Below are 21,296 nucleotides of genomic sequence, written 5' to 3' on the forward strand. Positions count from 1 at the left end.
GAAGCGCAACCCCTCCAGCGCCTTCAGATGGGCATAGACGGGCCGAGATGCTTAATAAGGCGTCGCCTCAGGCCCGAATAACCCGGCTGAACCCGTTCAGCCCCGTCCTGGCGCTTGTAAGATCATAATTTTGTGAGGCACTGTCTCATGATGCATTCTCGCTGACAACAGCAAAGAGAATCAACGCATATATAAATAAAGCGCGCTTACATGCCCTTTTCCGCGCCGCAGAACTTGCGATGAATATAAGCGCGACGCACGACAATCGAGCTCCCTCCCCAACATAGCAAGCGCCTCGTCCGAAAAAAGCCATGCGTGACATGCGCAAAATTTGTTTCGTGCGGACGGCAATGTGGAGAATGGAAATGGTCCGGCAGCGTTTCAGTGCGCCAAGCCATGCCTTCAGATCGCCGCCGCACACTTTATCATGAGAGTATTGTTTGGAACCGGAATCGAAAGGAGGTCACATATGCAGCATTTTCTGCTCGCCGGCGGCGACCTTCTGGTGATCGGCGTGATCGTTCTCTCGGTCGCCTATCTCTCCTGGAAACAATTCTCCCGATAGAAGAACGCTTTCTCAAGCATTTGAACCTGCCGACAGGTCAAATCCGTCTGCGCAGTGTCTTTTGTCATCTCTGTGAGGAAGTTTGGCAAATGGCGTGGAGCGCCACTTTCGGTTCAACAGTGCATTTAATTTTGTTGAAGGAAAGTGGCGCGAGTGACGGGGCTCGAACCCGCGACCTCCGGCGTGACAGGCCGGCACTCTAACCAACTGAGCTACACCCGCGCATTTTTTAAAGCCCGTAGGCTTCGGTCACCACCGGCGTTTCCGTCGGTGTGAGCGGTCGTTTAAGGGGTTCGCACACAAGTGTCAAGCGCATGTTCGGAGAAGAATTACGATATTCTGCAATTCATTCACGAGCTGTGCAAAACACCCCGAAAACACGTCGCGAGAATAGGCCCAAGGCGCAGCAATACGCAAACGCTAGCCCGATATGAAGTACGACAGGGGAAGTCAATGAGGAGGCGTGGAGCGCCACTTTCAGTTCAACATTATATCTTATTGTGTTGAAGGAAAGTGGCGCGAGTGACGGGGCTCGAACCCGCGACCTCCGGCGTGACAGGCCGGCACTCTAACCAACTGAGCTACACCCGCGCATTTTTTAAAGCCCGTAGGCTTCGGTCACCACCGGCGTTTCCGTCGGTGTGAGCGGTCGTTTAAGGGGTTCGCTCACAACTGTCAAGCAAGTGCTCGAAAGAAAGCAAAAGAATTTTCGTCTTTCTTTCAAAATGCCAGTTTTCCCGGCTTTTTCAAAGACATCCTGTTATCCACATTCTCCTGCTGCCGCCACAAAAAAGACGACCAGCGCGATGAATCACCTGCTGTTTCGGATTATCCGCCCGCTCTCCGCATTGTGCGATTCCAAATCCCGCACAGATAGGCGTCAGGAAGAATGTAACTGTGGTGTTACGCGACAATTCTCTCTATTCAATGTATCTATGCCTGTCCCATCCTTTTAGCCGCCAAGGCGTGCAGAAAACGGATCGGGATAATATCAAGATCGAGTTGCGATAGACTGGCTGCTGCAAAAGCAGATGGAAAGGAATTGAGATGAGCTGGACACCCCATGGACAACACCTGATAGCTGGCGAGTGGGTTGCGGGGGAGACGACTTTTGCCTCGACACCGGCAACGGGTCCATCGCATGAATTCGCAGTCGGCACGCCTGCTCTCGTGGCGCGCGCCTGCGAAGCGGCAGAAGACGCCTTCTGGACTTATGGATATACAAGCCGCGAAGAACGTGCCCTCTTCCTCGAAGCCATCGCCGACGAAATCGAAGCGCGCGCTGCCGCCATCACCGAAATCGGCACGCAGGAAACCGGCTTGCCAGGGGGACGCCTTGAAGGCGAGCGCGGACGCACCACCGGCCAGCTGCGCCTTTTTGCCAGCCATATCCGCAAGGCTGACTATCTCGACCGTCGCGTCGATGAGGCCCTGCCCGACCGCAAGCCTGCACCACGCCCGGAAATCCGCCTGATGCAGCGCCCGATCGGCCCGGTTGCCGTTTTCGGTGCTTCCAACTTTCCGCTCGCTTTCTCGACCGCTGGCGGCGACACCGCAGCGGCGCTCGCCGCAGGCTGCCCGGTCGTTGTGAAAGGCCACTCGGCGCATCCGGGAACCGGCGAAATCGTCGCCGACGCCATTCAAGCCGCCATCATCAAGACCGGCATGCCGAAGGGCGTATTCAGTCTCATTCAGGGCGGCGACCGCAAGGTCGGCGAAGTGCTGGTCACGCATCCGCTTATCAAGGCTGTCGGCTTTACCGGTTCGCTTGGCGGTGGCCGCGCTCTGTTCAATCTGTGCGCTCAGCGCCCCGAACCGATTCCTTTCTTCGGCGAGCTTGGCTCGGTCAATCCGATGTTCCTGCTGCCGGAAGCCATGAAGGCACGCGCGACGTCGCTCGGCGAAGGCTGGGCCGGGTCTTTGACCATGGGCGCCGGTCAGTTCTGCACCAATCCCGGCATCGCCGTGGTTATCGACGGTTCGGACGCCGACAGTTTTGTGCAGTCCACGCGCCGCGCTCTGGAAAAGGTCGGGCCGCAGGTCATGCTGACCGATGGTATTGCCAAGGCCTATCAGGACGGCAAGGCGCATTTCGACAGCCGCAACTCCGTCAAGCCGGTGCTGACCACCGAAAGCAAGGGCCGCGAAGCTTCGCCCAATCTCTATGAGACCACCGGTGAAGCCTTCCTCGGCGATCATACCATCGGTGAGGAAGTGTTCGGCCCGCTCGGCGTTGTCGTGCGCGTTAAGTCGGTTGATGACATGGTGCATCTGGCCAAGGGCTTTGAGGGCCAGCTGACGGCAACCTTGCATATGGACAAGGACGACACTGCCGCAGCCCGCAAGCTTCTGCCGGTTCTGGAGCGCAAGGCTGGACGTGTATTGGCCAACGGTTTCCCGACCGGCGTGGAAGTGGTCGATTCGATGGTTCATGGCGGCCCTTACCCGGCCAGCACCAATTTCGGTGCAACCAGCGTCGGAACCATGTCCATCCGCCGCTTCCTGCGCCCCGTCAGCTATCAGAACATCCCAGCCGATGTGCTGCCTGCTGACCTTGCTTAAATAAACAGACGAGATGCAGATCTAAAGTCTCAAAAAGCTTTGGTCTGCGTCTCGTCATGAGAGCATACGGCCGCACCTGTCTCAAAAGTCCAAGTCAGTCGGCATGAACCGTTTCCGCAAGCCGCGCACGTTCGCGCAAGCGGAAGCTGCGAGGTGTTTCTCCGGTGAAGTTCTGGAAGAACCGCGAGAAATAGGCCGGGTCGGAAAAGCCCAGCGAATAAGCGATGTGCTGCACCGAAGAAGGCATTGCGACGAGGTCGCGCTTGGCCGTGTCGATCAGCTTATGCGCAATCATATGTTGTGTCGTTTCTCCCGTCAGCCTTCGCACCAGCCGGTTGAGATGGGTGGGCGACAGGCCCAGAATATCGGCATAAAAGGCCACCGGACGATGTTCCCGATAATGACGGTCGATCAGTTCCAGAAGTTTTTCCACGCGTGCGTCGCTATAAGCCGCGCGCCCGTTTTCAGCTTGTAGCTCGCTCAATGCCGGACGTGAGACGAGAACAATCATCGTCTTGAGCATGGATTCCAATATACTGTTTTTATATGGCTTTCTGGAATGAAACTCCATTTGAATGCGATCGACTGTCAGAGCAGCCAGCGCGCAATCTTCCGCTGAAGCCTCCTCCATCCCAACAAGGCGCGGCCCGTTCAGCCAGGCCGCAAAGGCGCTCCCCGGACGGTCGCTGACAAAGGGCATCTGTGGGCGCAGAACCGTAATAATATGGCCGGTAATATCGCGCGAGAATGAAAACCCGTGATTGAATCCGGGTGGCACAAGAATAGCGCATGGCGTGCGAAAACTGTGAACCACGCCATTGAAACTGGCATTGCCCGCGCCGCCCTGAATGTACAGGAATTGAAAGAAATTCTCGTGACGATGCAGCTCGATTTCAAACTGATGCAGGCTGGATCGCGAGTAAAGCGTTTCGCAATGCAGCCAGAAATCCGGCTTTTTGTCGGTTCCCTCCCCGTATAGCTCGTAGGTAGGAACATCAATGCGCATCATTCTTCCTCTTCAACTGTGTTCGATTTGTACAATTTATTGCAGCAAGAATCCATTGCCAGTCTGCGGTGGTTTCAAAGAATAAAGGGCATTCGTTGCGTTGGGAGGAAATCATGCGCACCAAAGTCGCCATTATCGGTTCGGGTCCGTCGGGTCTTCTGCTCGGACAGCTCCTGACGCGCGCCGGTATCGATAATGTCATTCTCGACCGCGCCAGCGAAAGCTATATTCTTGGCCGTGTTCGCGCCGGCGTGCTGGAAGAAGGTACTGTTCGCCTGATGGAAGAAGCTGGCGCCGCCGAACGCCTGCATCGCGAAGGCCTGCCGCATGACGGCTTCTCTCTCGCCTTCGACGGACGTAATCATCGCATCGATCTTCATGCACTGACCGGCAAGCGCGTGACCGTCTATGGTCAGACGGAACTGACGCAAGACCTGATGGATGACCGGCACAAATCCGGCACGGTCGGCATTTATGAAGCCGCGAATGTCACACCGCATGATTTTGACGGCGCGATGCCTTACGTCACCTACGAAAAGGATGGCGTCACGCATCGGATCGACTGCGATTTCATAGCCGGTTGCGACGGTTATCACGGTGTGAGCCGCAAGTCGGTGCCGGAAAAGGCCATCACCGCTTTCGAAAAAGTCTATCCGTTTGGATGGCTTGGCATTCTGGCGGATATCCCGCCGGTCGATCATGAACTGATCTATGCCAATCACGAACGCGGCTTTGCATTGTGCTCGATGCGGTCGGAAACCCGCAGCCGCTATTATCTCCAGTGCTCGCTGGATGAAAAGGTCGAGGACTGGAGCGACGACCGCTTTTATGATGAATTGCGCCGGCGCCTCCCCGAAAATCACGCCGGATCCTTGGTGACAGGCCCTTCATTCGAGAAATCCATCGCCCCGCTTCGCTCCTTCGTCGCTGAGCCGATGCGCTTCGGAAAACTGTTTCTCGTCGGCGATGCCGCCCATATCGTGCCGCCAACGGGTGCCAAGGGCCTCAATCTGGCAGCCAGCGACGTCCACTATCTCTTTGAGGGCCTGCGCGAGTTCTATCTCGAAAATTCCCGAGCGGGTGTCGATGCCTATTCAGCGAAAGCATTGGCGCGAATCTGGAAAGCGGAACGCTTTTCGTGGTCGATGACGAAGATGCTGCACCGCTTCCCGGACATGGAAGCCTTTGATCAGAAGGTGCAGGAAGCGGAGCTGGACTATATCAGCCATTCCCATGCGGCATCGACCGCACTGGCGGAAAACTATGTAGGATTGCCGTTCTAAATATAAGCAATCTGACATCCGGCGCGCCCTCTGCACCTCCATAGCGCGCCCTCATGCTTATCAATACGCATCAGGCTTGAACGCGAGGATATATCTGACTCAAATCCTCCCAAGAAAGTCTGTGCGCAACGGCGTTGATTCATTTCTCGGTTGGACATTTCTATAACCAATCAGTTATGATTTCGACCAACAATATCATTTTACATAAACAATCAGATCGACATTCTATTGCGTATCCTGAAAGGCGTAAAACGGCTTTCCGAAAGGATATGCGTCAGAGCAAAAGCCGAGACGGACCGAGCGGATACCATCCGGTCGGAACGCGCTCTTTAGAAAGGTCATTCCCTGTGGCGCTGCGACGGTCAGGTGCGGGAATGGTGGGCAACTGGGAGGAGACTATGAAGAAATTGGCACTCACCGCATTGGCGGTTTTGTCGCTCACTGCATCCGCGGCTTATGCCGATGCGGTCAAGGTTGGCGTTATCGGCCCGTTCTCGGGACCGTTTGCCATTCAGGGCAAGAATTTCAAGGCCGGTATCGACGCCTATATGGCCGAACACGGCAATAAGGTCGGCGATAACACGGTGGAAGTCGTCTATCGCGACGTACCGCAGGCCGATCCAGCTCAATCGAAGGCACTGGCGCAAGAGCTGGTCGTCAAGGAAGGCGTGCAATATCTGGCAGGCTTCTATTTCACGCCTGACGCCATGGCCGTCACGCCGATCCTGAAGCAAGGCAATGTGCCGATGGTGGTGATGAACGCCGCCACGTCCGCAATCGTGACCAAGAGCCCCTATGTGGTGCGCACATCGTTCACGACTTGGCAGACCTCCACGCCTATCGCCAAAGTGGCAATCGACAAGGGCGTGAAGAGGGTCATCTCTGTCGTGAGCGACTACGGTCCTGGCGTCGATGCTGAAAATGCCTTCAAGGCCGCGTTCACCGACGCTGGCGGCGAAGTGGTCGAAGCCATTCGCATGCCGCTTGCCACCAATGATTTCAGCCCGATCATGCAGCGCATCAAGGATTCCGGTGCGCAGGGCGTTTTCGCCTTCCTACCGTCTGGTCCCACCACGCTCGGTTTCATGAAAGCCTATGTCGATAACGGACTGAAAAATGGCGGCGTACAGCTTTTTGCGCCGGGCGACCTGACGCAGGAATCCGATCTTCCCGCCCTCGGCGAAACAGCACTCGGCGTGCTGACCACCTTCCATTACGCGATTTCGCACGATTCTCCGGAAAACAAGAAGTTCGTTGAAGAAGCAGGCAAGGCCATCGGCAATACAGCCGAATTGTCCTTCCCGTCTGTCAGCGCCTATGACGGCATGCATGTGATCTACAAGATGATCGAAGCAACCGGCGGCAAGAAGGATGCGGAAAAGGCTGTGGAAGCCGTTAAAGGCATGGAATGGGTCAGCCCGCGCGGCCCGGTTTCCATCGACCCGGAAAGCCGTCACCTGACGCAGAATATCTATCTACGTGAAGTCGCCAAGGCGGAAGACGGCACCTACTACAACAAGGAAATCCAGACCTTCGAGAAGCAGGGCGATCCAGGCCTCAAGGCCAAGTAATTCACCTGCTTCGCGATTCAGCCCGCCTTATATTCCAAGGAATATGAGGTACTTGCGCTCCCGGATCGTTCCGGGAGCGACTTTCTCTCCGCCGTCGGGTGAAAGAATCAATCTAGAGCGGTTCCGGTTAAAACGGAATCGTGGAACCGCTCTATCTATTTGTTTTACGCATTATCCTACGCAAAACCGCTACGCATTTTTGCCGGATATGCTCCACTAGGATTACTCAATGCAGACTGTGCTCAGCATTGCTGTCGATGCCCTCGCCTATGGCATGGTGCTTTTCGTCATCTCCATCGGCCTTTCCGTCACCATGGGCCTGATGCGCGTTGTCAATCTGGCGCATGGCGCCTTTGCGATGATCGGCGGTTACTTTGCTTCTTATGCCGCGCACCAGCTTGGTCTAAACTACGGTTTTGCCATTATCATCGCCGTTATCGGCACGATGATCATCGCGGTGCCCGTGGAACGCCTGCTCTATCGGCGCGTTTATGGCGCGCCGGAGCTGACGCAGGTTCTGATGACCATCGGCATCACATTCTGCATCATCGGCCTGACAAACTATATTTTCGGCCCGACGCTCAAAACCATTCCGCTGCCGGAAATGCTGCGCGGCTCGATTGATCTCGGCTTCCGTTCTATCGCCAAGCATCGCGTTTTCGCCATTGGCTGCGGCCTCGCCGTTGCCGCTGGTCTCTGGTATATCGTCGAGCGCACCGCCTTCGGCGTGAAGCTGCGCGCTGCTGTCGATAATGCAAATATGGCTGCCGCGCTCGGCGTTCGAACCGAAATCGTCTACGCGGTCAGCTTTGCACTCGCCATCGGCCTTGCCGCATTTGGCGGCGTCGTCGGCGCAGAACTGCTGCCGGTCGAACCCTATTACGCGCTGCGCTATATGGTGACGTTTCTCGTGGTCGTGTCTGTCGGCGGCGCTGGTTCCATTCCTGGCGCACTCATCGCCTGCCTCCTGCTTGGAGCCATCGATACGACGGGGCGCTATCTCGCGCCAGAATATGGCGAATTCTTCTTCTATCTGGCGGTGATCGTGATCGTTACCCTGTTTCCACGCGGTCTTGCCGGAAGGTTGGCCAAGAAATGACCGACATGTCGCAAACTCTTCCCCAAAGCCGCAATTCCTACGCAAGCCTGATCGGAGTCATCGCCATCATCGTGGCCAGCGTTATCGGCTGGTTCCTGTTTCCCGATAATCTGGCGCTGCTGACCCGCATCATTGCGATTGCGCTTCTCGTACTCTCGCTTGATCTCGTCACCGGCTATTGCGGCATCGCAACGCTTGGCCATGCTGCATTATTCGGCGCGGGAGCCTATGGCGCGGGCATTGCCGCAGCGCATTTCGGCGTGACCGATCCGCTCCTCATGACGCTGATCGGTCTCGTCGCTGGCGCCGTCACGGGGCTGGTTTCAGGCGTCGTCATCTTGCGCGCACACGGATTGGCGCAGCTCGTTCTGTCGATTGCCGTTGTGCATCTTTTCCATGAAGCCGCCAACAAGGCGTCCAACTGGACCGGCGGCAGCGACGGCCTGAGCGGCATTTCGCCGGATCCGATCTTAGGCGTCTTCGAATTCGACCTCTATGGGCACACCGTCTATATTTACGGCGTCATCCTGCTGCTCGTATCCTTCATTTTCCTGCGCTATGTCGTGCGTTCGCCTTTCGGGATGCTCTGCCGCGGCGTGAAGGAAGACCCGATCCGTATTCATGCCATGGGCGCGTCGGTTCATTCGGCGCAGCTTCGCATGTATGTCATTTCTGGTGCCATTGCCGGTATCGGCGGCGCGCTCAACGCCATTTCCACGCAGGTCGTGGGTCTCGACAGCCTCAGCTTCACCATGTCGGCGGAAGCGCTCGTCATGCTGGTTCTGGGCGGCACGGGTACGTTGTTTGGCGGCCTGATCGGCACCGTCGTCTTCATGTGGTTTGAAGATCTGGTTTCTGCGGCCAATCCGTTTCACTGGCTTACCATGGTTGGCGCATTGCTGATCCTCGTGGTGCTGTTCGCCCCGCGCGGTCTCTACGGCACCGCCGTCCATTATTTCGAGAAGCGGAAGGCGCGCAACGCATGAGCACCGTGTTTGAAGTTTCAAAACTGCGCAAGAATTTCGGCGGTCTGGCGGTCACAAACGACGTTTCGCTCAGCATGGCCAAGGGCGACCGCGTTGCCCTCATCGGACCTAACGGCGCAGGCAAGACCACATTCGTCAATCTCGTGACCGGCAACCTTCCAGCCACCTCTGGCACAGTGACTCTCGGCGGCGAGAATGTCTCGAAGCTCAACGCCATGCAGCGCGTGCGGCGCGGTCTGGTGCGCTCGTTCCAGGTCACGCGGCTCTTCTTCGACATGACGCCGGAAGAACACGTCGCGCTTGCGATCCTGCAGCGCGAGGGCAAGACGGGCCGCATTCTCGGCGATTACCATAAAATGCCGGGCGTGATGGATGAGGTGCGCGATATTCTCGATACACTCGGCTTGTTGCCGCTCAGCCAGCTGCGGGTGAGCGAGATCGCTTATGGCCAGCAACGACTGCTGGAAATCGCGCTGGCATTGGCGTTGCGTCCAAAGGTGCTTCTGCTGGATGAACCCGCTGCCGGTGTGCCGCAAAGCGATACAGGACGCATCGAAGAAGCGCTCGACCGTCTGCCCGCCGATCTGGCCGTCCTCATGATCGAGCACGACATGGATCTGGTTTTCCGCTTCGCAAAACGTGTGGTCGTTCTGGCCGCGGGAACTGTCATTTTCGACGGACTGCCGCAAGATGTCGTGCAGGATAAGCGCGTTCGTGAAGCCTATCTGGGGAGCTATGCGCAATGAGTGCAGCCTCACTTGAAATCCGCAACCTCTCTTCCGGCTATGGCCCTACGCGGGTCATTGAGGACGTGTCGTTCAAAGCCAAACCCGGCTCACGGCTGGCCATATTGGGGCGCAACGGCGTCGGTAAGACCAGCCTATTCGCAACCATTGCAGGACAGACCCGTCGCTATGGCGGCGAAATTCTGTTGGGCGGCCAGAATATTACAACGCTACCATCAGCTGCCCGTGCGCTTGCCGGTCTTGGCTATGTGCCCCAGACACGCGATGTTTTCCCGACCCTCACCGTGGAAGAAAATCTATTTGTGGGCTTGAAGAAACGTCCAAAGGACGCGCTTGAGGAAGCCTACGCAATGTTCCCACGCTTGAAGGAGCGGCGGCGCAATCTCGGCTCACAGCTTTCCGGCGGCGAACAGCAGATGCTGTCGACGGCACGCAGTATTCTCGGCAAGCCGACGGTGCTGCTACTGGATGAACCGCTTGAAGGGCTTGCACCGGTCATTTGCGAAGAGCTGATGGCAGCATTCTCGACGCTGGCGCAAAAAGGCGACATGACGATCCTGCTCGTCGAACAGCGCATACAGAGCGCGCTCGATTTTGCGGATCATGTCATCATTCTGGAGCGTGGCCGCATTGCCTGGTCGGGCACGTCCAAGGAACTATCCGACGATCATAATGCTGTCGAGGAATATCTTGGCGTCGGCGGACTTCATTAGCCATTTCGATACATAGGGGCGACCGATCGGCTTTGCTCGGACGCCCCGACAATGCGCTGTAGTCAGGCTTCACGCCATTGTCTTGGAAGATATGCGACCGGACCGTGGTGTTCCTTTTCTCACTGGTCCTTGTCACTACCGTCGCTAGCTCTATTTGCCATGCGGGATAGCCTCCCAAATCATTGGGATTCTCAAGGAGAAACCGCGATGGCATTTATTCAGACACAGGACGGAACTGAAATCTTCTACAAGGATTGGGGGCCGAAGGACGCGCAGCCCATACATTTCCATCATGGCTGGCCGCTCAGTGCGGACGACTGGGACAATCAGATGCTGTTCTTCCTCAAGGAAGGCTTTCGTGTTGTCGCGCACGACCGGCGAGGACATGGCCGTTCGAGTCAGGTTAGCGATGGTCATGATATGGATCATTACGCTGCCGACGCGTCAGCAGTTGCGGAACATCTCGATCTTCGCAACGCCGTTCATATTGGCCACTCGACAGGCGGCGGACAGGTCGCACGCTATGTGGCAAAGTTTGGTCAACCGCAGGGCCGGGTCGCTAAGGCGGTTCTGGTCAGTTCTGTCCCACCTCTGATGGTTAAGACGGCCAACAACCCCGATGGAACACCTATCGAAGTGTTCGATGGTTTTCGTTCAGCGCTTGCCGCCAATCGGGCGCAGTTTTTTATCGATGTGCCCTCTGGTCCTTTTTATGGATTTAATCGTCCGGGCGCAAAGCCATTGCAAGGCGTTATCGATAACTGGTGGCGGCAGGGCATGATGGGAAGCGCCAAGGCACATTATGAAGGGATCAAAGCGTTTTCAGAAACGGATCAGACAGAAGATCTGAAGGCTATAACGGTTCCAACGCTCGTCTTGCAAGGCGACGATGATCAGGTCGTTCCTTATAAATGCGCGTCTATTCTGCAGGACAAGCTGCTGCAAAACAGCAAATTAATTATCTATCCCGGCTTTTCGCACGGAATGCTCACGGTCAATGCAGATGTGATCAACGCTGATCTGCTTGCTTTCATTCGCGGATAACCACAATGCTCGCCGGAGATTCTCCGGCGAGAATTCTTGACCTGAGCAGGTGAGTTGGAATAGGCGACCTAATGTTCCCCTTGAAATTGTTCAATGAACGCATCCAAAATATAAGATTTTAATTTCAAGGGGGTAAATGGTGGGCGATGAGAGACTCGAACTCCCGACATCTTCGGTGTAAACGAAGCGCTCTACCAACTGAGCTAATCGCCCGACTGATTTGTCAGTCGCGTGAGAGCCGTTTAGGCAATTCGCGCGCCAAGCGCAAGCGCAAAATTTGCCAATTCGTATAGTTTCGGCCTTTTTTCCAAAATGACCGAATCCGGTGCCCTCTCAACTGGCGAACTCTCATTAGCTGCGCAGGACTCCTGAGGAAATCGGAAGCGTTTCTACGCCAAGAAATATCGCCCACACACTCAAGAGACAGCCGAAGACATGGGTTAACGTGCAAATATGACGCTAACTTAAAAATTAAAAGAAATTAGTTCTATTATATTCCATTTCACTAATTAATCTTTCTTGAATTTTCTCAGTTTGAAAAATCGCATTATCTCGCCGTGTATTTGAAACACGGAGAGGAAATATAATGCGTAATGTCTTTCGCAATTCTTTGACCGGTCTTTTTCTCGGGGCAAATCTTACCGCTGCCTTGGCACAAGCTACGCCCGAACAGATGGAAATGGCCTATAATGCCGCCCGCAATCAGCTTGGTGTCCTGACCTATTGCAAGGACAAGGGCTATACTGATGGCGCAGCCATTGAAATCCAGAACAAGCTGCTTGGAATGATCCCTCCTCCAGCCGACACCTCCAAGGCTGAAGCTGCGGAAGAGACCGGTAAGCAGGGCAAAGTTTCCGCCATGGGCATGGAACAGGATATCGCCACCAGCGCAAAGGCGCAGAATGTTTCCGAAGAAAAGCTGTGCCAGACCATGGCGGACGCCGTGAAGCAGGCCGGCGCGCAGCTCCCGAAGTAAACACTGCTCTACCAACGAAAATAAACCCCGCTTAGGCGGGGTTTTTGTTTGCTCAATCCTTGCGCTGCGGAAATGATCTCCCAGCCCTGATACTTGCGTTCAAAGCGTCATTTCAGCAATTTATTAAGCATACAGGGCACTTAGCTTCTGTTTACCATGCAACTTAAGAGCGCAAAAAGAATTGCCCGTGTAATTTGCCCCCAGGTCAAGACGACCAGCTAATAAAAGCAGAGTCTCAGGAGCAACACATGTCCAAGCTTTTCTCGCGTTTTCGCAAAAACGAATCCGGCGCAACCGCTATCGAATACGCGCTGATCGCAGCATTGATGGCAACGATCATTATCGCCGCTTTCACCAGCCTTGGCACCACGATCAAGGACAAGTTTACAGAAATCGGCACTACAATTTCGGGTGCTAAGTAAACCCTGAAGCTAGACGCATCACTAGCTATCGGATAACAAAGCCGCCCTCAGGGGCGGCCGTTTGTTTTCCGGACCTGAGTTACGATTGCGAATTTTCTATTCTTGCCGCCGCTGTTCATAAGCCGCGAGATAGCAATCTCAGCTATCACACCGTAATCTTTAGTGATTTTGCCGCTTGTTGCTGGTTCTGCATAATCTTGGTTGAAAGAATGTTTGGCAAATGATGCAACATTCAACGATGCACAGCGTTCGAGCTTTGAAGGAGCGAAGGCCATGTCATTAAAATCACTTCTGATCGCCGTTGGCATAGGCATATCGGGACTAACGCTCTCTGGGTGCGTGTCCGAAGGCTACTATGGAAGCGGTGGCGGCTATTACGATCCTTATTATGTGCAGGGCAGCTATATCGGCACCGGCGTAGTCTATGACAGCAGTCGCTATCGGAATTACCCGCGTTATTATCGGGATTCACGCTACCGCGATTACCGTTATCGTGATCGGGATCGTCGCCCAAACTACAACAGACCAGACCGTCCGCGCCCGCCGCAGGGCGAAAGACCTCGACCTCCGCAGGCCGAGCGCCCATCGCAACCGCGCCCGGATGTAAGGCCGCCTTCGGGAGGCGATAGGCCGCGCGCTTATATTAGAAGAGGCTATGAGCCGCGATAGATCGAGAACCAAAAAGGCTGCGAATTTCGCAGCCTTTTCTTTGGTCAGAACTTGATCACATATTCCTTGCGGGTGGTTTCCAACACGTCCCAACTGCCCTTGAAACCGGGCCGGATAACGAAACTGTCGCCCGCCTTGACTTCCCGGCTCAATCCGCCGTCCTCGCTCACAATCGAGCGACCGGAGAGGATGTGACAGAACTCCCATTCGTCATATTCGATCCGCCATTTGCCGGGTGTACTTTCCCAAATGCCGGCAAAAAGCGTGCTCTCGGCGTTTTCTTCCAGATTCCATGTCCGGAATTTGGGATCACCGGAAAGAACGCGCTCCGGCAAGGGAGCGCCCTCTTCCGGTTCAATGCCTGTCAAATCGAAGTCGAGAAACCGACTCATCCAATCAGACCTTGGCCAGAGCCTGTTCGATATCGGCGATGATATCGTCGGCATCCTCGATGCCGATAGAAAGACGCACAACGTCTGGACCGGCGCCAGCCGCCACTTTCTGCTCATCGCTTAGCTGGCGATGCGTGGTGGAAGCCGGATGGATCACCAGCGAGCGGGTATCGCCGATATTAGCCAGCAGAGAGAACAGGTCCAGGCTGTCCACAAATTTCACACCTGCATCGTAGCCACCCTTGAGGCCGAAGGTGAAGACCGAGCCCGCACCCTTCGGCGAATATTTCTGCTGAAGCGCGTGATATTTATCATGCGGCAGCCCGGCATAGTTCACCCAGGACACTTTCTCGTGGCCATGCAGCCAGGTTGCAACCTTCTGGGCATTGTCACTATGGCGTTGCATGCGCAGCGGCAACGTTTCCACACCGGTCAGAATCTGGAACGCATTAAATGGCGAAATTGCCGGACCGAAGTCGCGAAGCCCAAGAACACGTGCCGCAATCGCAAAGGAGATATTGCCGAAGGTCTTGTGTAATTCCAGACCGGCATAATCCGGGCGCGGTTCGGTCAGAAGCGGGTAATTGCCCGACTTTGCCCAGTCGAAGGTTCCACCGTCGATGAGAATACCGCCCATGGAATTGCCATGGCCGCCAATGAACTTGGTCAGCGAATGCACCACGATATCCGCACCATGCTCAATCGGGCGCACGAGATAAGGAGACGCCAACGTATTATCGACGATCAGCGGCAAGCCATGCTTGTGGGCGATTTCGGCAATCGCTTCGATATCCACGACGATGCCGCCCGGATTGGCAAAGCTTTCAATGAAGATCGCGCGCGTCTTATCATCGATCTGCTTGGCAAAATCGGTCGGGTTGGTGGCATCGGCCCAGCGCACCTGCCAGCCAAAAGACTTGAAGGACTGACCGAACTGGTTGATAGAGCCGCCGTAGAGCTGTCGCGCAGCGACGAAATTATCGCCCGGCTGCAACAGGGTATGGAAAATGAGTAACTGCGCCGCATGCCCGGATGCCGTTGCCACGGCCGCAGTGCCGCCTTCCAGCGCTGCGATGCGCTCTTCGAGCACTGCTGTCGTCGGATTGGTAATGCGCGTATAGATATTGCCAAATGCCTGTAGCCCGAACAGGGCAGCGGCGTGATCCGCGTCTTCGAACACGAAAGAGGTCGTCTGATAGATCGGCGTTGCACGTGCGCCGGTCGTTGGATCCGGCTTTGCGCCTGCGTGAACGGCCAGTGTTTCTATGCCGGGTGAGCGTTTGGACATCTATTCCTCCTGATAACGAATGCCACTCTTCGAGGCGGACGTTAGGCTTTGCCAAAAAGAAAGCAAAGGAGGAATTTCTCGAGCGGAAGCAAAACACGAAAATTTATTTCGACTTCAAACGCTTATCCTATCAAGCGCGGATATTCTATCGCCGGACAACGATCCATGACGACGTTCAGCCCAGCCTCTTCGGCACGCTTGCCCGCTTCTTCATGAACGACACCCAGCTGCGTCCATAGAACCGACGGACGCTGCTTCATGGCGAGGACCTCATCGACAATTCCCGGCAGCGAATAAGGCTCGCGAAATACATCGACCATATCGACCGACTCTTCGATATCGGATAGACGCGCCACAACGCGCTGGCCATGGATTTCCTTGCCGACCTGCCCCGGATTGACCGGAATGACGCGGTAGCCCTTGGCAAGCAGAAACTCCACCACGCCATTGCTGGGGCGCTCGGGTTTCGGCGAGGCGCCAAGAAGCGCTATTGTTTTGACGGATTGGAGAATGTGGCGAATCTGTTCGTCAGACGGATTGTTCATTTTTTTCCTCACCTGTCTCGACTGCGTGACTGTGTTTATCGTTTGCACGAGCGGATGCCGCTTGCAACACGATGGTCCACGCTTCTATTCCTATAGAAATTGGGAGGATTGGATGAATATCAATATGGCACGGCACACAACCTTGGCACCGGTGATGGATATCGATGACCTGCGCGCCTTCATGAAGCGCGAGTTTCCGCAGCTTGGTGACAGTTTCGAGATCGTCGCGATCGATGAAGGCTCCGCCACGATGCGCCTTCACGCCGATGAGCAACATTTGCGCCCCGGCGGCACGGTTTCCGGTCCTGCGCTTTTCGCGCTGGCCGATGTTGCGGCCTATTCGGCAATTCTGGCGCATATTGGGCCGGTCGCGCTTGCGGTGACGACCAATCTCAATATCAATTTCCTGCGCAAGCCCTCGCCCGGTGCGGTAGAAGCTATTGCGCGGCTTCTGAAACTTGGAAAACGCCTCGCTGTCCTCGATATCAGCCTGACCGACGGCGTGAACGGGGAACTGGTAGCCCATGCAACTGCGACCTATTCAATCCCGCCTCGCTAAAACAACTGCAAAAAGATACGGTATTATAATACCAAATATACAAGCCATTGATTTCATTTATCTTTTAAAATCATCGCGCAAAAGCAGGACTTGACGGCGGGCCCGAGTTTGTGTATCGACCCGCCGGAAGCGCGCGAAAACTATCTTTTGCACGCCCGTTCGGGTTGGATAGCTCCAACACAAGCAACAAAAAAAGCCCTGATACAAGATCGGGGATTAGTCTAAGGAAGACTTCAATGGCAACTTTTTCTCAGAAGCCGGCTGAAGTGGTGAAGAAGTGGGTACTGATCGACGCCGAAGGTCTCGTCGTTGGTCGTCTCGCAACCATCGTCGCCAATCGCCTGCGTGGCAAGCACAAAGCAACCTTCACCCCGCATGTTGACGATGGCGACAATGTCATCATCATCAATGCCGACAAGGTTGTTCTGACCGGCAAGAAGTACACCGACAAGGTTTATTACTGGCACACCGGCCATCCGGGCGGCATCAAGGAGCGCACTGCTCGCCAGATTCTCGAAGGCCGTTTCCCCGAACGCGTTCTCGAGAAGGCTATTGAGCGTATGATCCCGCGTGGTCCGCTCGGCCGTCGCCAGATGAAGAACCTGCGCGTTTATGCAGGTCCGAACCATCAGCATGAAGCTCAGCAGCCGGAAGTCCTCGACGTCGCAGCGCTGAACCGCAAGAACAAAGGGAATGCATAATCATGGCTGAGCAGCTCAACTCGCTCGAAGAACTCGGCACCGTTGCCAAGACCGAAGCTGCCGCTCCGGTTCACGTCCAGAAGCTGGACGCACAGGGCCGCGCTTATGCCACCGGCAAGCGTAAGGACGCCGTTGCACGCGTTTGGGTCAAGCCGGGTTCCGGCAAGATCACCGTCAACGACAAGGAATTCGAAAAGTACTTCGCACGTCCGGTCCTGCAGATGATCCTCCAGCAGCCGATCATCGCTTCGAACCGCGCTGGCCAGTTCGACATCGTTGCTACCGTTGCCGGTGGCGGCCTGTCTGGTCAGGCTGGTGCCGTTCGTCACGGTATCTCGAAGGCCCTCACCTACTACGAACCGGGCCTGCGCACGGTTCTCAAGAAGGGTGGCTTCCTGACCCGCGATAGCCGCGTCGTCGAACGTAAGAAGTACGGTAAGGCCAAGGCTCGCCGTTCGTTCCAGTTCTCCAAGCGCTAACGCGCTTAGGGCCAGTTCGCCAAGCGCTGGCCCGCTTCAAGGCAAATTCCCAAGCGCTACGGCGCTTGGGACTCAATTTCCAAACGGTATTATTTCTGTCGTCGGAATATGTCAAAAAAGCGAGCCGCAAGGCTCGCTTTTTTGGTTTTTACCGCCCTCCGATCCCTATTCAAAGGAGCCTAATTTACACTATTCTTATATTATTTCTAGTATTTTTGGTTCATACTTTTTATCAGGATACTGATTTTGACATACATTCCCAATAGGAAAGTCAATATTCTATTGACTTTTTTCACGGCTGTTCAATTTTTGCTTTCTACTGCAGCTTACTCTCAGAGTATTACCGACAATGACGACAAGACCTATTTCAACAGGGCCATCATTTTTGGCGACAGCCTGAGCGACAACGGTACATTTGCTGATTGGATCACGCGCTTCAAAGACCACATCACGACAGATGGACGTTTCAGCAATGGGCTTGTCTGGAACGAATATCTTTTCCGTACTCAGGAAAGAGGGACTAAATTCCTTCCAACTCGCCAGCCCGTTGGTAATTTCGGCAGCAATACCCCAAACCGCGATACCAATGTGAACTACGCCATCGGCGGTACAAAGTATGAAAGCAGCGGTTTACCTGGAATAATTCCATCTATTGCGGAAGAGGTAAGCGAGTTCATTCGCGGGGATAAGGCCATTTCTCCTCAAACCATCTCCGCCCACAGCATCGTTTCTCTATGGGCAGGCGGCAATGATGCTCTGGATGCGATCCAACACGGTGAATCCACCCGAGTAAAGGCTGCATTCAGCGGAGATGAATTATCCAAGGCACTGGAACGGCTTTACCAAGTGGGTGGGCGGCAGTTTCTGGTGCCCGATATGCCCGATTTTTCGAAAATTCCACGCTATGCAAATAAGCCCGGCGTCTATGCCCACGAAGCAACAGAAGATTTCAACAAGACGATTGCCAACAGTATCGCTGCCTTTAAAAATAAACATCCAGACGCCGTGGTCTATGCCCCCAAAGTGGTCGACATACTCGATCTGGTCGTGAAATATCCCGGCATTTTCGGCTTTTCGAATGCGACCGGCAGTTGCGTCGCGGACGCTGCATGCTTTGACCAGTCGAGAGGCTCCGCCCTGCAGAATGAGTATGTTTTCTGGGACGATATTCATCCGACCACGCGGACACACAATTACATTGCCAACTATATGCGGGAATATTGGGCAAACCCGGAATTGGCAGGCTTTTACGTTCGATCCCCTGAAGGGTTATTCACGACCGAGCGCGATATCTTCTCTCCAACAACCGATAAAATCGTGACAGGCTATCTGGACGGGAACAGAGCGCTATACAAGGTGAATCCTGGAAAGCTGACGCTGATCTGAGATAACACTTATACCGGCAACAGCTTCGTGCGTGAAGGTGGACTGGAGCTTGGCAATGGCGGTAAAAACGGCTCCATCATTGGCAATGTCGACTTGATGCAGAAGGATGCGTTTCTGTCCTTCAATCGCAGCGATTTGTACAATTTCGACGGCAAGATTACCGGCGATGGTCGCGTGCAGCAGGTCGGACATGGCACCACCGTCTTTCGCGGTTTCAATAAACACAACGGCGGAACCGACATTTATGCCGGAGAATTGATGGTCAACGGCTCTATCACCTCTCCGGTTCTGGTTCATACGAAGGGAACGCTGAGCGGCACAGGCTTTACCGGCAGCGTAACGGCAGACAATGGTGCCCGCGTTTCACCCGGTGATTACCGTTCGCCCGGCATGAAGCCATTGAACGTCAAGGGCGATATCGATCTGAAAGCTGGCAGTGTCCTCGACGTCAAGGTTGACGCCAACGGCAGCACTTCGGCTCTTTATGCAACCAATCGGGCCATGCTCGCAGGCGGTATTAAGTTCGGCGGAGATCCAAAACTGACAGTCGATGAGATATCGGCACGTCTGGGCAAGAGCAATGTGTTCCTGAAAACCAACAACGGGGTCAATGGCCGCTTCAGCGAAGTTCTGCCCACATATCACTTCATTACGGAAAATCTTCAGTACCGGCCCAATGAAGTCGAAGTTACCTTTGCAACACCGGGCAAATCATTTGCCGACTACGCGGCGACCAACCAGCAAATCAGAGTTGCTCGCGCCGTGCAGCGACTTAGCCACGACAACAAGCTCTATAAAAACGTGCTCGTTTCAAGGATGGAAGAGGTCTGTCAGAAGCTTATACTGAGCTGTCCGGCGATATTTACGCATCCACACTGACATCGCTCCTTTACGACAACCAGCTGTCACGCGAAGCCGTGACACAGCGTATGAACGATCTGTCCGATAGTCGCTTCACTCATTCGGCGAACGCGCTCAATGCACCCCTTCAAAACGGCGTCTGGGGACAGGCCTATAATTCGAGGGCCCGTTTCCAGAGCGACGGCGAAGCGCAAGGCATGAGTCGCAGCGCCACAGGCTTCATCACCGGCATTGATGGCCAGATGTCCGATCATTGGCAGCTCGGTCTCTTCACCGGCTATATGCAATCGTCGCTCAATAGCGGCCTGTCGTCTGCGAAGGTCGATAGCTATCAGATCGGCGCCTATGGCGGCTATGCATGGAAAAACTTCAACTTGACCTTTGGTGGCAATGCCAATCTGCACGACATCGACAGCAAGCGGACGATCCGCTTCAAGGAAGTCTCGAACGATAATCGTGCAAGCTACAAAGCCAACAGCTTCCATGGATTTGCGGAACTGGGCTACAATATCGATACCAGCCTGGCGCTGCTGGAGCCTTTTGCGGGCATTTCCTATGCCTATGCAAAAACCAACAGCTTCACGGAAAGTGCGGCGGTGACCGCCCTCTCCGGCTCTGGCGCAAACAGCGATCTGCTGAGCAACTATCTTGGCATACGCCTCTCGAATAACTATGCGCTCTCCGAAACCAACAGCCTCAACACCAAACTGGCGCTTGGCTGGCAGCATAATAGCGCCGACCAGCCGGAAACCACGCTGCGTTTCAGCGACGGTCCCGGCTTCATGGTTGAAGGCCTGCCGCTCGACAAAAACATGTTCTATGCACAGGCCGGGCTGGACCTCAATCTGGCGCACAACACGTCTCTCGGAGTGCACTACCGCGGACAATTCGCAAACAAGGCGCAGGATCACGCAATCAGAGTGAACCTTGCAGTCAACTTCTAACGCACCCGCAAGCTATTATCGCTTTAAACAAACGGAAAGCGGGCCTTCGGGCCCGTTTTTTGTTATGGATTTCAGGAATCAGCCAGCCAGGAGCCAGCACGATGTCGTCCGACCGCTTTGCCCCAACACCGCAGCCACCTTATTACGTCGTCACCTTTGCCTCGCAGCGTATTGGCGACGACGAGGGCTATGGGGATACGGCCGTGCGCATGGCCGAACTCGCAGCGCAACAAACCGGATATCTTGGCGTCGAAAGCGCCCGCGATGCGGAAGGCTTCGGCATTACAAATTCGTTCTGGGCGGACGAAGACAGCATTCGCGCTTGGAAACGTGAAGTGGACCACCTTGTGGCGCAAAAGCTTGGCCGCCAGCAGTGGTATGAGGCCTATCGCGTGCGCATTGGCCGTGTCGAACGCGCCTACGGCTTCGACCGCGATTAAAACCTCTTCCCAATTTCTCAACTGACCGGTTATAGAAGTCTGAGCTTCATCGGGAACGG

Annotated in this window: 23 protein-coding genes and 3 tRNA genes; 18 read left to right on the plus strand and 8 right to left on the minus strand. The window is 55.0% G+C overall.

Annotated elements, in window-relative coordinates; translation table 11 throughout:
- Positions 1 to 710 precede the first annotated feature (710 nt).
- Both JAU75_RS03145 and JAU75_RS03150 read right to left on the minus strand, forming a co-directional pair.
- Positions 711 to 787: transfer RNA gene (locus JAU75_RS03145), tRNA-Asp, on the minus strand.
- Between the two features lie 292 nt (positions 788 to 1,079).
- Positions 1,080 to 1,156: transfer RNA gene (locus JAU75_RS03150), tRNA-Asp, on the minus strand.
- Positions 1,157 to 1,612: 456 nt separating this feature from the next.
- Here JAU75_RS03150 and JAU75_RS03155 point away from each other — a divergent pair.
- Entirely contained in the window at positions 1,613 to 3,127 is a 1,515-nt protein-coding gene (locus tag JAU75_RS03155) for an aldehyde dehydrogenase (NADP(+)) (RefSeq protein WP_199054496.1), read from the plus strand.
- A gap of 94 nt (positions 3,128 to 3,221) precedes the next feature.
- Here the strand turns inward: JAU75_RS03155 and JAU75_RS03160 are convergent, their stop codons facing one another.
- Positions 3,222 to 4,133: a helix-turn-helix domain-containing protein gene (locus tag JAU75_RS03160; protein WP_199054913.1), complete on the minus strand. Its 912-nt coding sequence runs from the start codon at positions 4,131 to 4,133 to the stop codon at positions 3,222 to 3,224.
- Between the two features lie 113 nt (positions 4,134 to 4,246).
- On the opposite strand from JAU75_RS03160, the gene pobA reads away from it, so the two are divergent.
- The 7 genes from pobA to JAU75_RS03195 all read left to right on the plus strand — a co-directional run bounded on the left by pobA (position 4,247) and on the right by JAU75_RS03195 (position 11,575).
- Positions 4,247 to 5,416, plus strand: coding sequence for a 4-hydroxybenzoate 3-monooxygenase (gene pobA / locus JAU75_RS03165; protein ID WP_199054498.1), 1,170 nt, complete (start codon positions 4,247 to 4,249; stop codon positions 5,414 to 5,416).
- Positions 5,417 to 5,814: 398 nt separating this feature from the next.
- Positions 5,815 to 6,987, plus strand: a complete 1,173-nt coding sequence (locus JAU75_RS03170) for an ABC transporter substrate-binding protein (protein ID WP_199054500.1) — start codon at positions 5,815 to 5,817, stop codon at positions 6,985 to 6,987.
- Between the two features lie 229 nt (positions 6,988 to 7,216).
- On the plus strand, positions 7,217 to 8,086 hold the full coding sequence (locus JAU75_RS03175) for a branched-chain amino acid ABC transporter permease (RefSeq protein ID WP_199054502.1): 870 nt from the start codon (positions 7,217 to 7,219) through the stop codon (positions 8,084 to 8,086).
- Positions 8,083 to 9,072 carry a branched-chain amino acid ABC transporter permease gene (locus JAU75_RS03180; protein ID WP_199054504.1) on the plus strand — a complete coding sequence of 330 codons (990 nt, stop codon included), beginning with the start codon at positions 8,083 to 8,085 and terminating at the stop codon, positions 9,070 to 9,072. Before JAU75_RS03175 ends, JAU75_RS03180 begins: the two co-directional genes overlap by 4 nt.
- Positions 9,069 to 9,818 (plus strand): ABC transporter ATP-binding protein, encoded by a 750-nt coding sequence (locus tag JAU75_RS03185; RefSeq protein ID WP_199054506.1) that lies wholly within the window; start codon positions 9,069 to 9,071, stop codon positions 9,816 to 9,818. Before JAU75_RS03180 ends, JAU75_RS03185 begins: the two co-directional genes overlap by 4 nt.
- Positions 9,815 to 10,531: an ABC transporter ATP-binding protein gene (locus JAU75_RS03190; protein WP_199054508.1), complete on the plus strand. Its 717-nt coding sequence runs from the start codon at positions 9,815 to 9,817 to the stop codon at positions 10,529 to 10,531. The genes JAU75_RS03185 and JAU75_RS03190 overlap by 4 nt, the downstream gene beginning before the upstream one ends.
- Before the next feature lie 207 nt (positions 10,532 to 10,738).
- Positions 10,739 to 11,575: an alpha/beta fold hydrolase gene (locus tag JAU75_RS03195; RefSeq protein ID WP_199054914.1), complete on the plus strand. Its 837-nt coding sequence runs from the start codon at positions 10,739 to 10,741 to the stop codon at positions 11,573 to 11,575.
- A 137-nt stretch (positions 11,576 to 11,712) separates the two neighbouring features.
- Here the strand turns inward: JAU75_RS03195 and JAU75_RS03200 are convergent.
- A tRNA-Val gene (locus JAU75_RS03200) sits at positions 11,713 to 11,788 on the minus strand.
- 373 nt (positions 11,789 to 12,161) lie between these two features.
- On the opposite strand from JAU75_RS03200, the gene JAU75_RS03205 reads away from it, so the two are divergent.
- Together JAU75_RS03205 and JAU75_RS03210 are read left to right on the plus strand one after the other, a co-directional pair.
- The gene (locus JAU75_RS03205; protein ID WP_199054510.1) at positions 12,162 to 12,551 is read left to right on the plus strand and encodes a pore-forming ESAT-6 family protein; all 390 of its coding nucleotides are present in this window, start codon (positions 12,162 to 12,164) and stop codon (positions 12,549 to 12,551) included.
- Positions 12,552 to 12,799: 248 nt separating this feature from the next.
- Positions 12,800 to 12,973, plus strand: a complete 174-nt coding sequence (locus JAU75_RS03210) for a Flp family type IVb pilin (RefSeq protein ID WP_199054512.1) — start codon at positions 12,800 to 12,802, stop codon at positions 12,971 to 12,973.
- A gap of 47 nt (positions 12,974 to 13,020) precedes the next feature.
- Here JAU75_RS03210 and JAU75_RS03215 read toward each other — a convergent pair whose 3' ends face one another.
- Positions 13,021 to 13,281 (minus strand): hypothetical protein, encoded by a 261-nt coding sequence (locus JAU75_RS03215; protein ID WP_199054513.1) that lies wholly within the window; start codon positions 13,279 to 13,281, stop codon positions 13,021 to 13,023.
- On the opposite strand from JAU75_RS03215, the gene JAU75_RS23995 reads away from it, so the two are divergent.
- Positions 13,247 to 13,642: a hypothetical protein gene (locus JAU75_RS23995; RefSeq protein WP_247880361.1), complete on the plus strand. Its 396-nt coding sequence runs from the start codon at positions 13,247 to 13,249 to the stop codon at positions 13,640 to 13,642. The two genes, JAU75_RS03215 and JAU75_RS23995, sit on opposite strands and share 35 nt — an antisense overlap.
- Before the next feature lie 44 nt (positions 13,643 to 13,686).
- Here the strand turns inward: JAU75_RS23995 and JAU75_RS03225 are convergent, their stop codons facing one another.
- The 3 genes from JAU75_RS03225 to JAU75_RS03235 form a co-directional block, all read right to left on the minus strand.
- Positions 13,687 to 14,034: a cupin domain-containing protein gene (locus tag JAU75_RS03225; RefSeq protein WP_199054515.1), complete on the minus strand. Its 348-nt coding sequence runs from the start codon at positions 14,032 to 14,034 to the stop codon at positions 13,687 to 13,689.
- A 4-nt stretch (positions 14,035 to 14,038) separates the two neighbouring features.
- Positions 14,039 to 15,322: an O-acetylhomoserine aminocarboxypropyltransferase gene (locus JAU75_RS03230; RefSeq protein WP_199054517.1), complete on the minus strand. Its 1,284-nt coding sequence runs from the start codon at positions 15,320 to 15,322 to the stop codon at positions 14,039 to 14,041.
- 122 nt (positions 15,323 to 15,444) lie between these two features.
- A complete protein-coding gene (locus JAU75_RS03235; RefSeq protein WP_199054519.1) occupies positions 15,445 to 15,867 on the minus strand; it encodes a CoA-binding protein in 423 nt (140 codons plus the stop codon).
- A 112-nt stretch (positions 15,868 to 15,979) separates the two neighbouring features.
- On the opposite strand from JAU75_RS03235, the gene JAU75_RS03240 reads away from it, so the two are divergent.
- The 7 genes from JAU75_RS03240 (at position 15,980) to JAU75_RS03270 (ending at position 21,237) form a co-directional block, all read left to right on the plus strand.
- Positions 15,980 to 16,426: a PaaI family thioesterase gene (locus JAU75_RS03240; protein WP_199054521.1), complete on the plus strand. Its 447-nt coding sequence runs from the start codon at positions 15,980 to 15,982 to the stop codon at positions 16,424 to 16,426.
- Positions 16,427 to 16,662: 236 nt separating this feature from the next.
- On the plus strand, positions 16,663 to 17,127 hold the full coding sequence (gene rplM, locus JAU75_RS03245) for a 50S ribosomal protein L13 (RefSeq protein ID WP_078340528.1): 465 nt from the start codon (positions 16,663 to 16,665) through the stop codon (positions 17,125 to 17,127).
- Positions 17,128 to 17,129: 2 nt separating this feature from the next.
- The gene (gene rpsI, locus JAU75_RS03250; RefSeq protein ID WP_078340527.1) at positions 17,130 to 17,606 is read left to right on the plus strand and encodes a 30S ribosomal protein S9; all 477 of its coding nucleotides are present in this window, start codon (positions 17,130 to 17,132) and stop codon (positions 17,604 to 17,606) included.
- A gap of 246 nt (positions 17,607 to 17,852) precedes the next feature.
- Entirely contained in the window at positions 17,853 to 18,992 is a 1,140-nt protein-coding gene (locus JAU75_RS03255) for an SGNH/GDSL hydrolase family protein (protein ID WP_199054523.1), read from the plus strand.
- Positions 18,993 to 19,019: 27 nt separating this feature from the next.
- On the plus strand, positions 19,020 to 19,871 hold the full coding sequence (locus JAU75_RS03260) for a hypothetical protein (protein ID WP_199054525.1): 852 nt from the start codon (positions 19,020 to 19,022) through the stop codon (positions 19,869 to 19,871).
- A 38-nt stretch (positions 19,872 to 19,909) separates the two neighbouring features.
- The gene (locus JAU75_RS03265; protein WP_371836101.1) at positions 19,910 to 20,797 is read left to right on the plus strand and encodes an autotransporter domain-containing protein; all 888 of its coding nucleotides are present in this window, start codon (positions 19,910 to 19,912) and stop codon (positions 20,795 to 20,797) included.
- Between the two features lie 101 nt (positions 20,798 to 20,898).
- The gene (locus JAU75_RS03270) at positions 20,899 to 21,237 is read left to right on the plus strand and encodes an antibiotic biosynthesis monooxygenase (protein ID WP_199054527.1); all 339 of its coding nucleotides are present in this window, start codon (positions 20,899 to 20,901) and stop codon (positions 21,235 to 21,237) included.
- Positions 21,238 to 21,296: the final 59 nt, after the last annotated feature.

Origin of the sequence: Ochrobactrum sp. Q0168 (assembly GCF_016427605.1) — a bacterium.
Lineage (GTDB): Bacteria > Pseudomonadota > Alphaproteobacteria > Rhizobiales > Rhizobiaceae > Brucella.

Coding starts and splice junctions, on each gene's coding strand:
- JAU75_RS03155 (WP_199054496.1), top strand. CDS start 1,613: ATGAGCTGGACACCCCATGGACAACACCTGATAGCTGGCGAGTGGGTT.
- JAU75_RS03160 (WP_199054913.1), bottom strand. CDS start 4,133: ATGCGCATTGATGTTCCTACCTACGAGCTATACGGGGAGGGAACCGAC.
- pobA (WP_199054498.1), top strand. CDS start 4,247: ATGCGCACCAAAGTCGCCATTATCGGTTCGGGTCCGTCGGGTCTTCTG.
- JAU75_RS03170 (WP_199054500.1), top strand. CDS start 5,815: ATGAAGAAATTGGCACTCACCGCATTGGCGGTTTTGTCGCTCACTGCA.
- JAU75_RS03175 (WP_199054502.1), top strand. CDS start 7,217: ATGCAGACTGTGCTCAGCATTGCTGTCGATGCCCTCGCCTATGGCATG.
- JAU75_RS03180 (WP_199054504.1), top strand. CDS start 8,083: ATGACCGACATGTCGCAAACTCTTCCCCAAAGCCGCAATTCCTACGCA.
- JAU75_RS03185 (WP_199054506.1), top strand. CDS start 9,069: ATGAGCACCGTGTTTGAAGTTTCAAAACTGCGCAAGAATTTCGGCGGT.
- JAU75_RS03190 (WP_199054508.1), top strand. CDS start 9,815: ATGAGTGCAGCCTCACTTGAAATCCGCAACCTCTCTTCCGGCTATGGC.
- JAU75_RS03195 (WP_199054914.1), top strand. CDS start 10,739: ATGGCATTTATTCAGACACAGGACGGAACTGAAATCTTCTACAAGGAT.
- JAU75_RS03205 (WP_199054510.1), top strand. CDS start 12,162: ATGCGTAATGTCTTTCGCAATTCTTTGACCGGTCTTTTTCTCGGGGCA.
- JAU75_RS03210 (WP_199054512.1), top strand. CDS start 12,800: ATGTCCAAGCTTTTCTCGCGTTTTCGCAAAAACGAATCCGGCGCAACC.
- JAU75_RS23995 (WP_247880361.1), top strand. CDS start 13,247: ATGTCATTAAAATCACTTCTGATCGCCGTTGGCATAGGCATATCGGGA.
- JAU75_RS03215 (WP_199054513.1), bottom strand. CDS start 13,281: ATGCCAACGGCGATCAGAAGTGATTTTAATGACATGGCCTTCGCTCCT.
- JAU75_RS03225 (WP_199054515.1), bottom strand. CDS start 14,034: ATGAGTCGGTTTCTCGACTTCGATTTGACAGGCATTGAACCGGAAGAG.
- JAU75_RS03230 (WP_199054517.1), bottom strand. CDS start 15,322: ATGTCCAAACGCTCACCCGGCATAGAAACACTGGCCGTTCACGCAGGC.
- JAU75_RS03235 (WP_199054519.1), bottom strand. CDS start 15,867: ATGAACAATCCGTCTGACGAACAGATTCGCCACATTCTCCAATCCGTC.
- JAU75_RS03240 (WP_199054521.1), top strand. CDS start 15,980: ATGAATATCAATATGGCACGGCACACAACCTTGGCACCGGTGATGGAT.
- rplM (WP_078340528.1), top strand. CDS start 16,663: ATGGCAACTTTTTCTCAGAAGCCGGCTGAAGTGGTGAAGAAGTGGGTA.
- rpsI (WP_078340527.1), top strand. CDS start 17,130: ATGGCTGAGCAGCTCAACTCGCTCGAAGAACTCGGCACCGTTGCCAAG.
- JAU75_RS03270 (WP_199054527.1), top strand. CDS start 20,899: ATGTCGTCCGACCGCTTTGCCCCAACACCGCAGCCACCTTATTACGTC.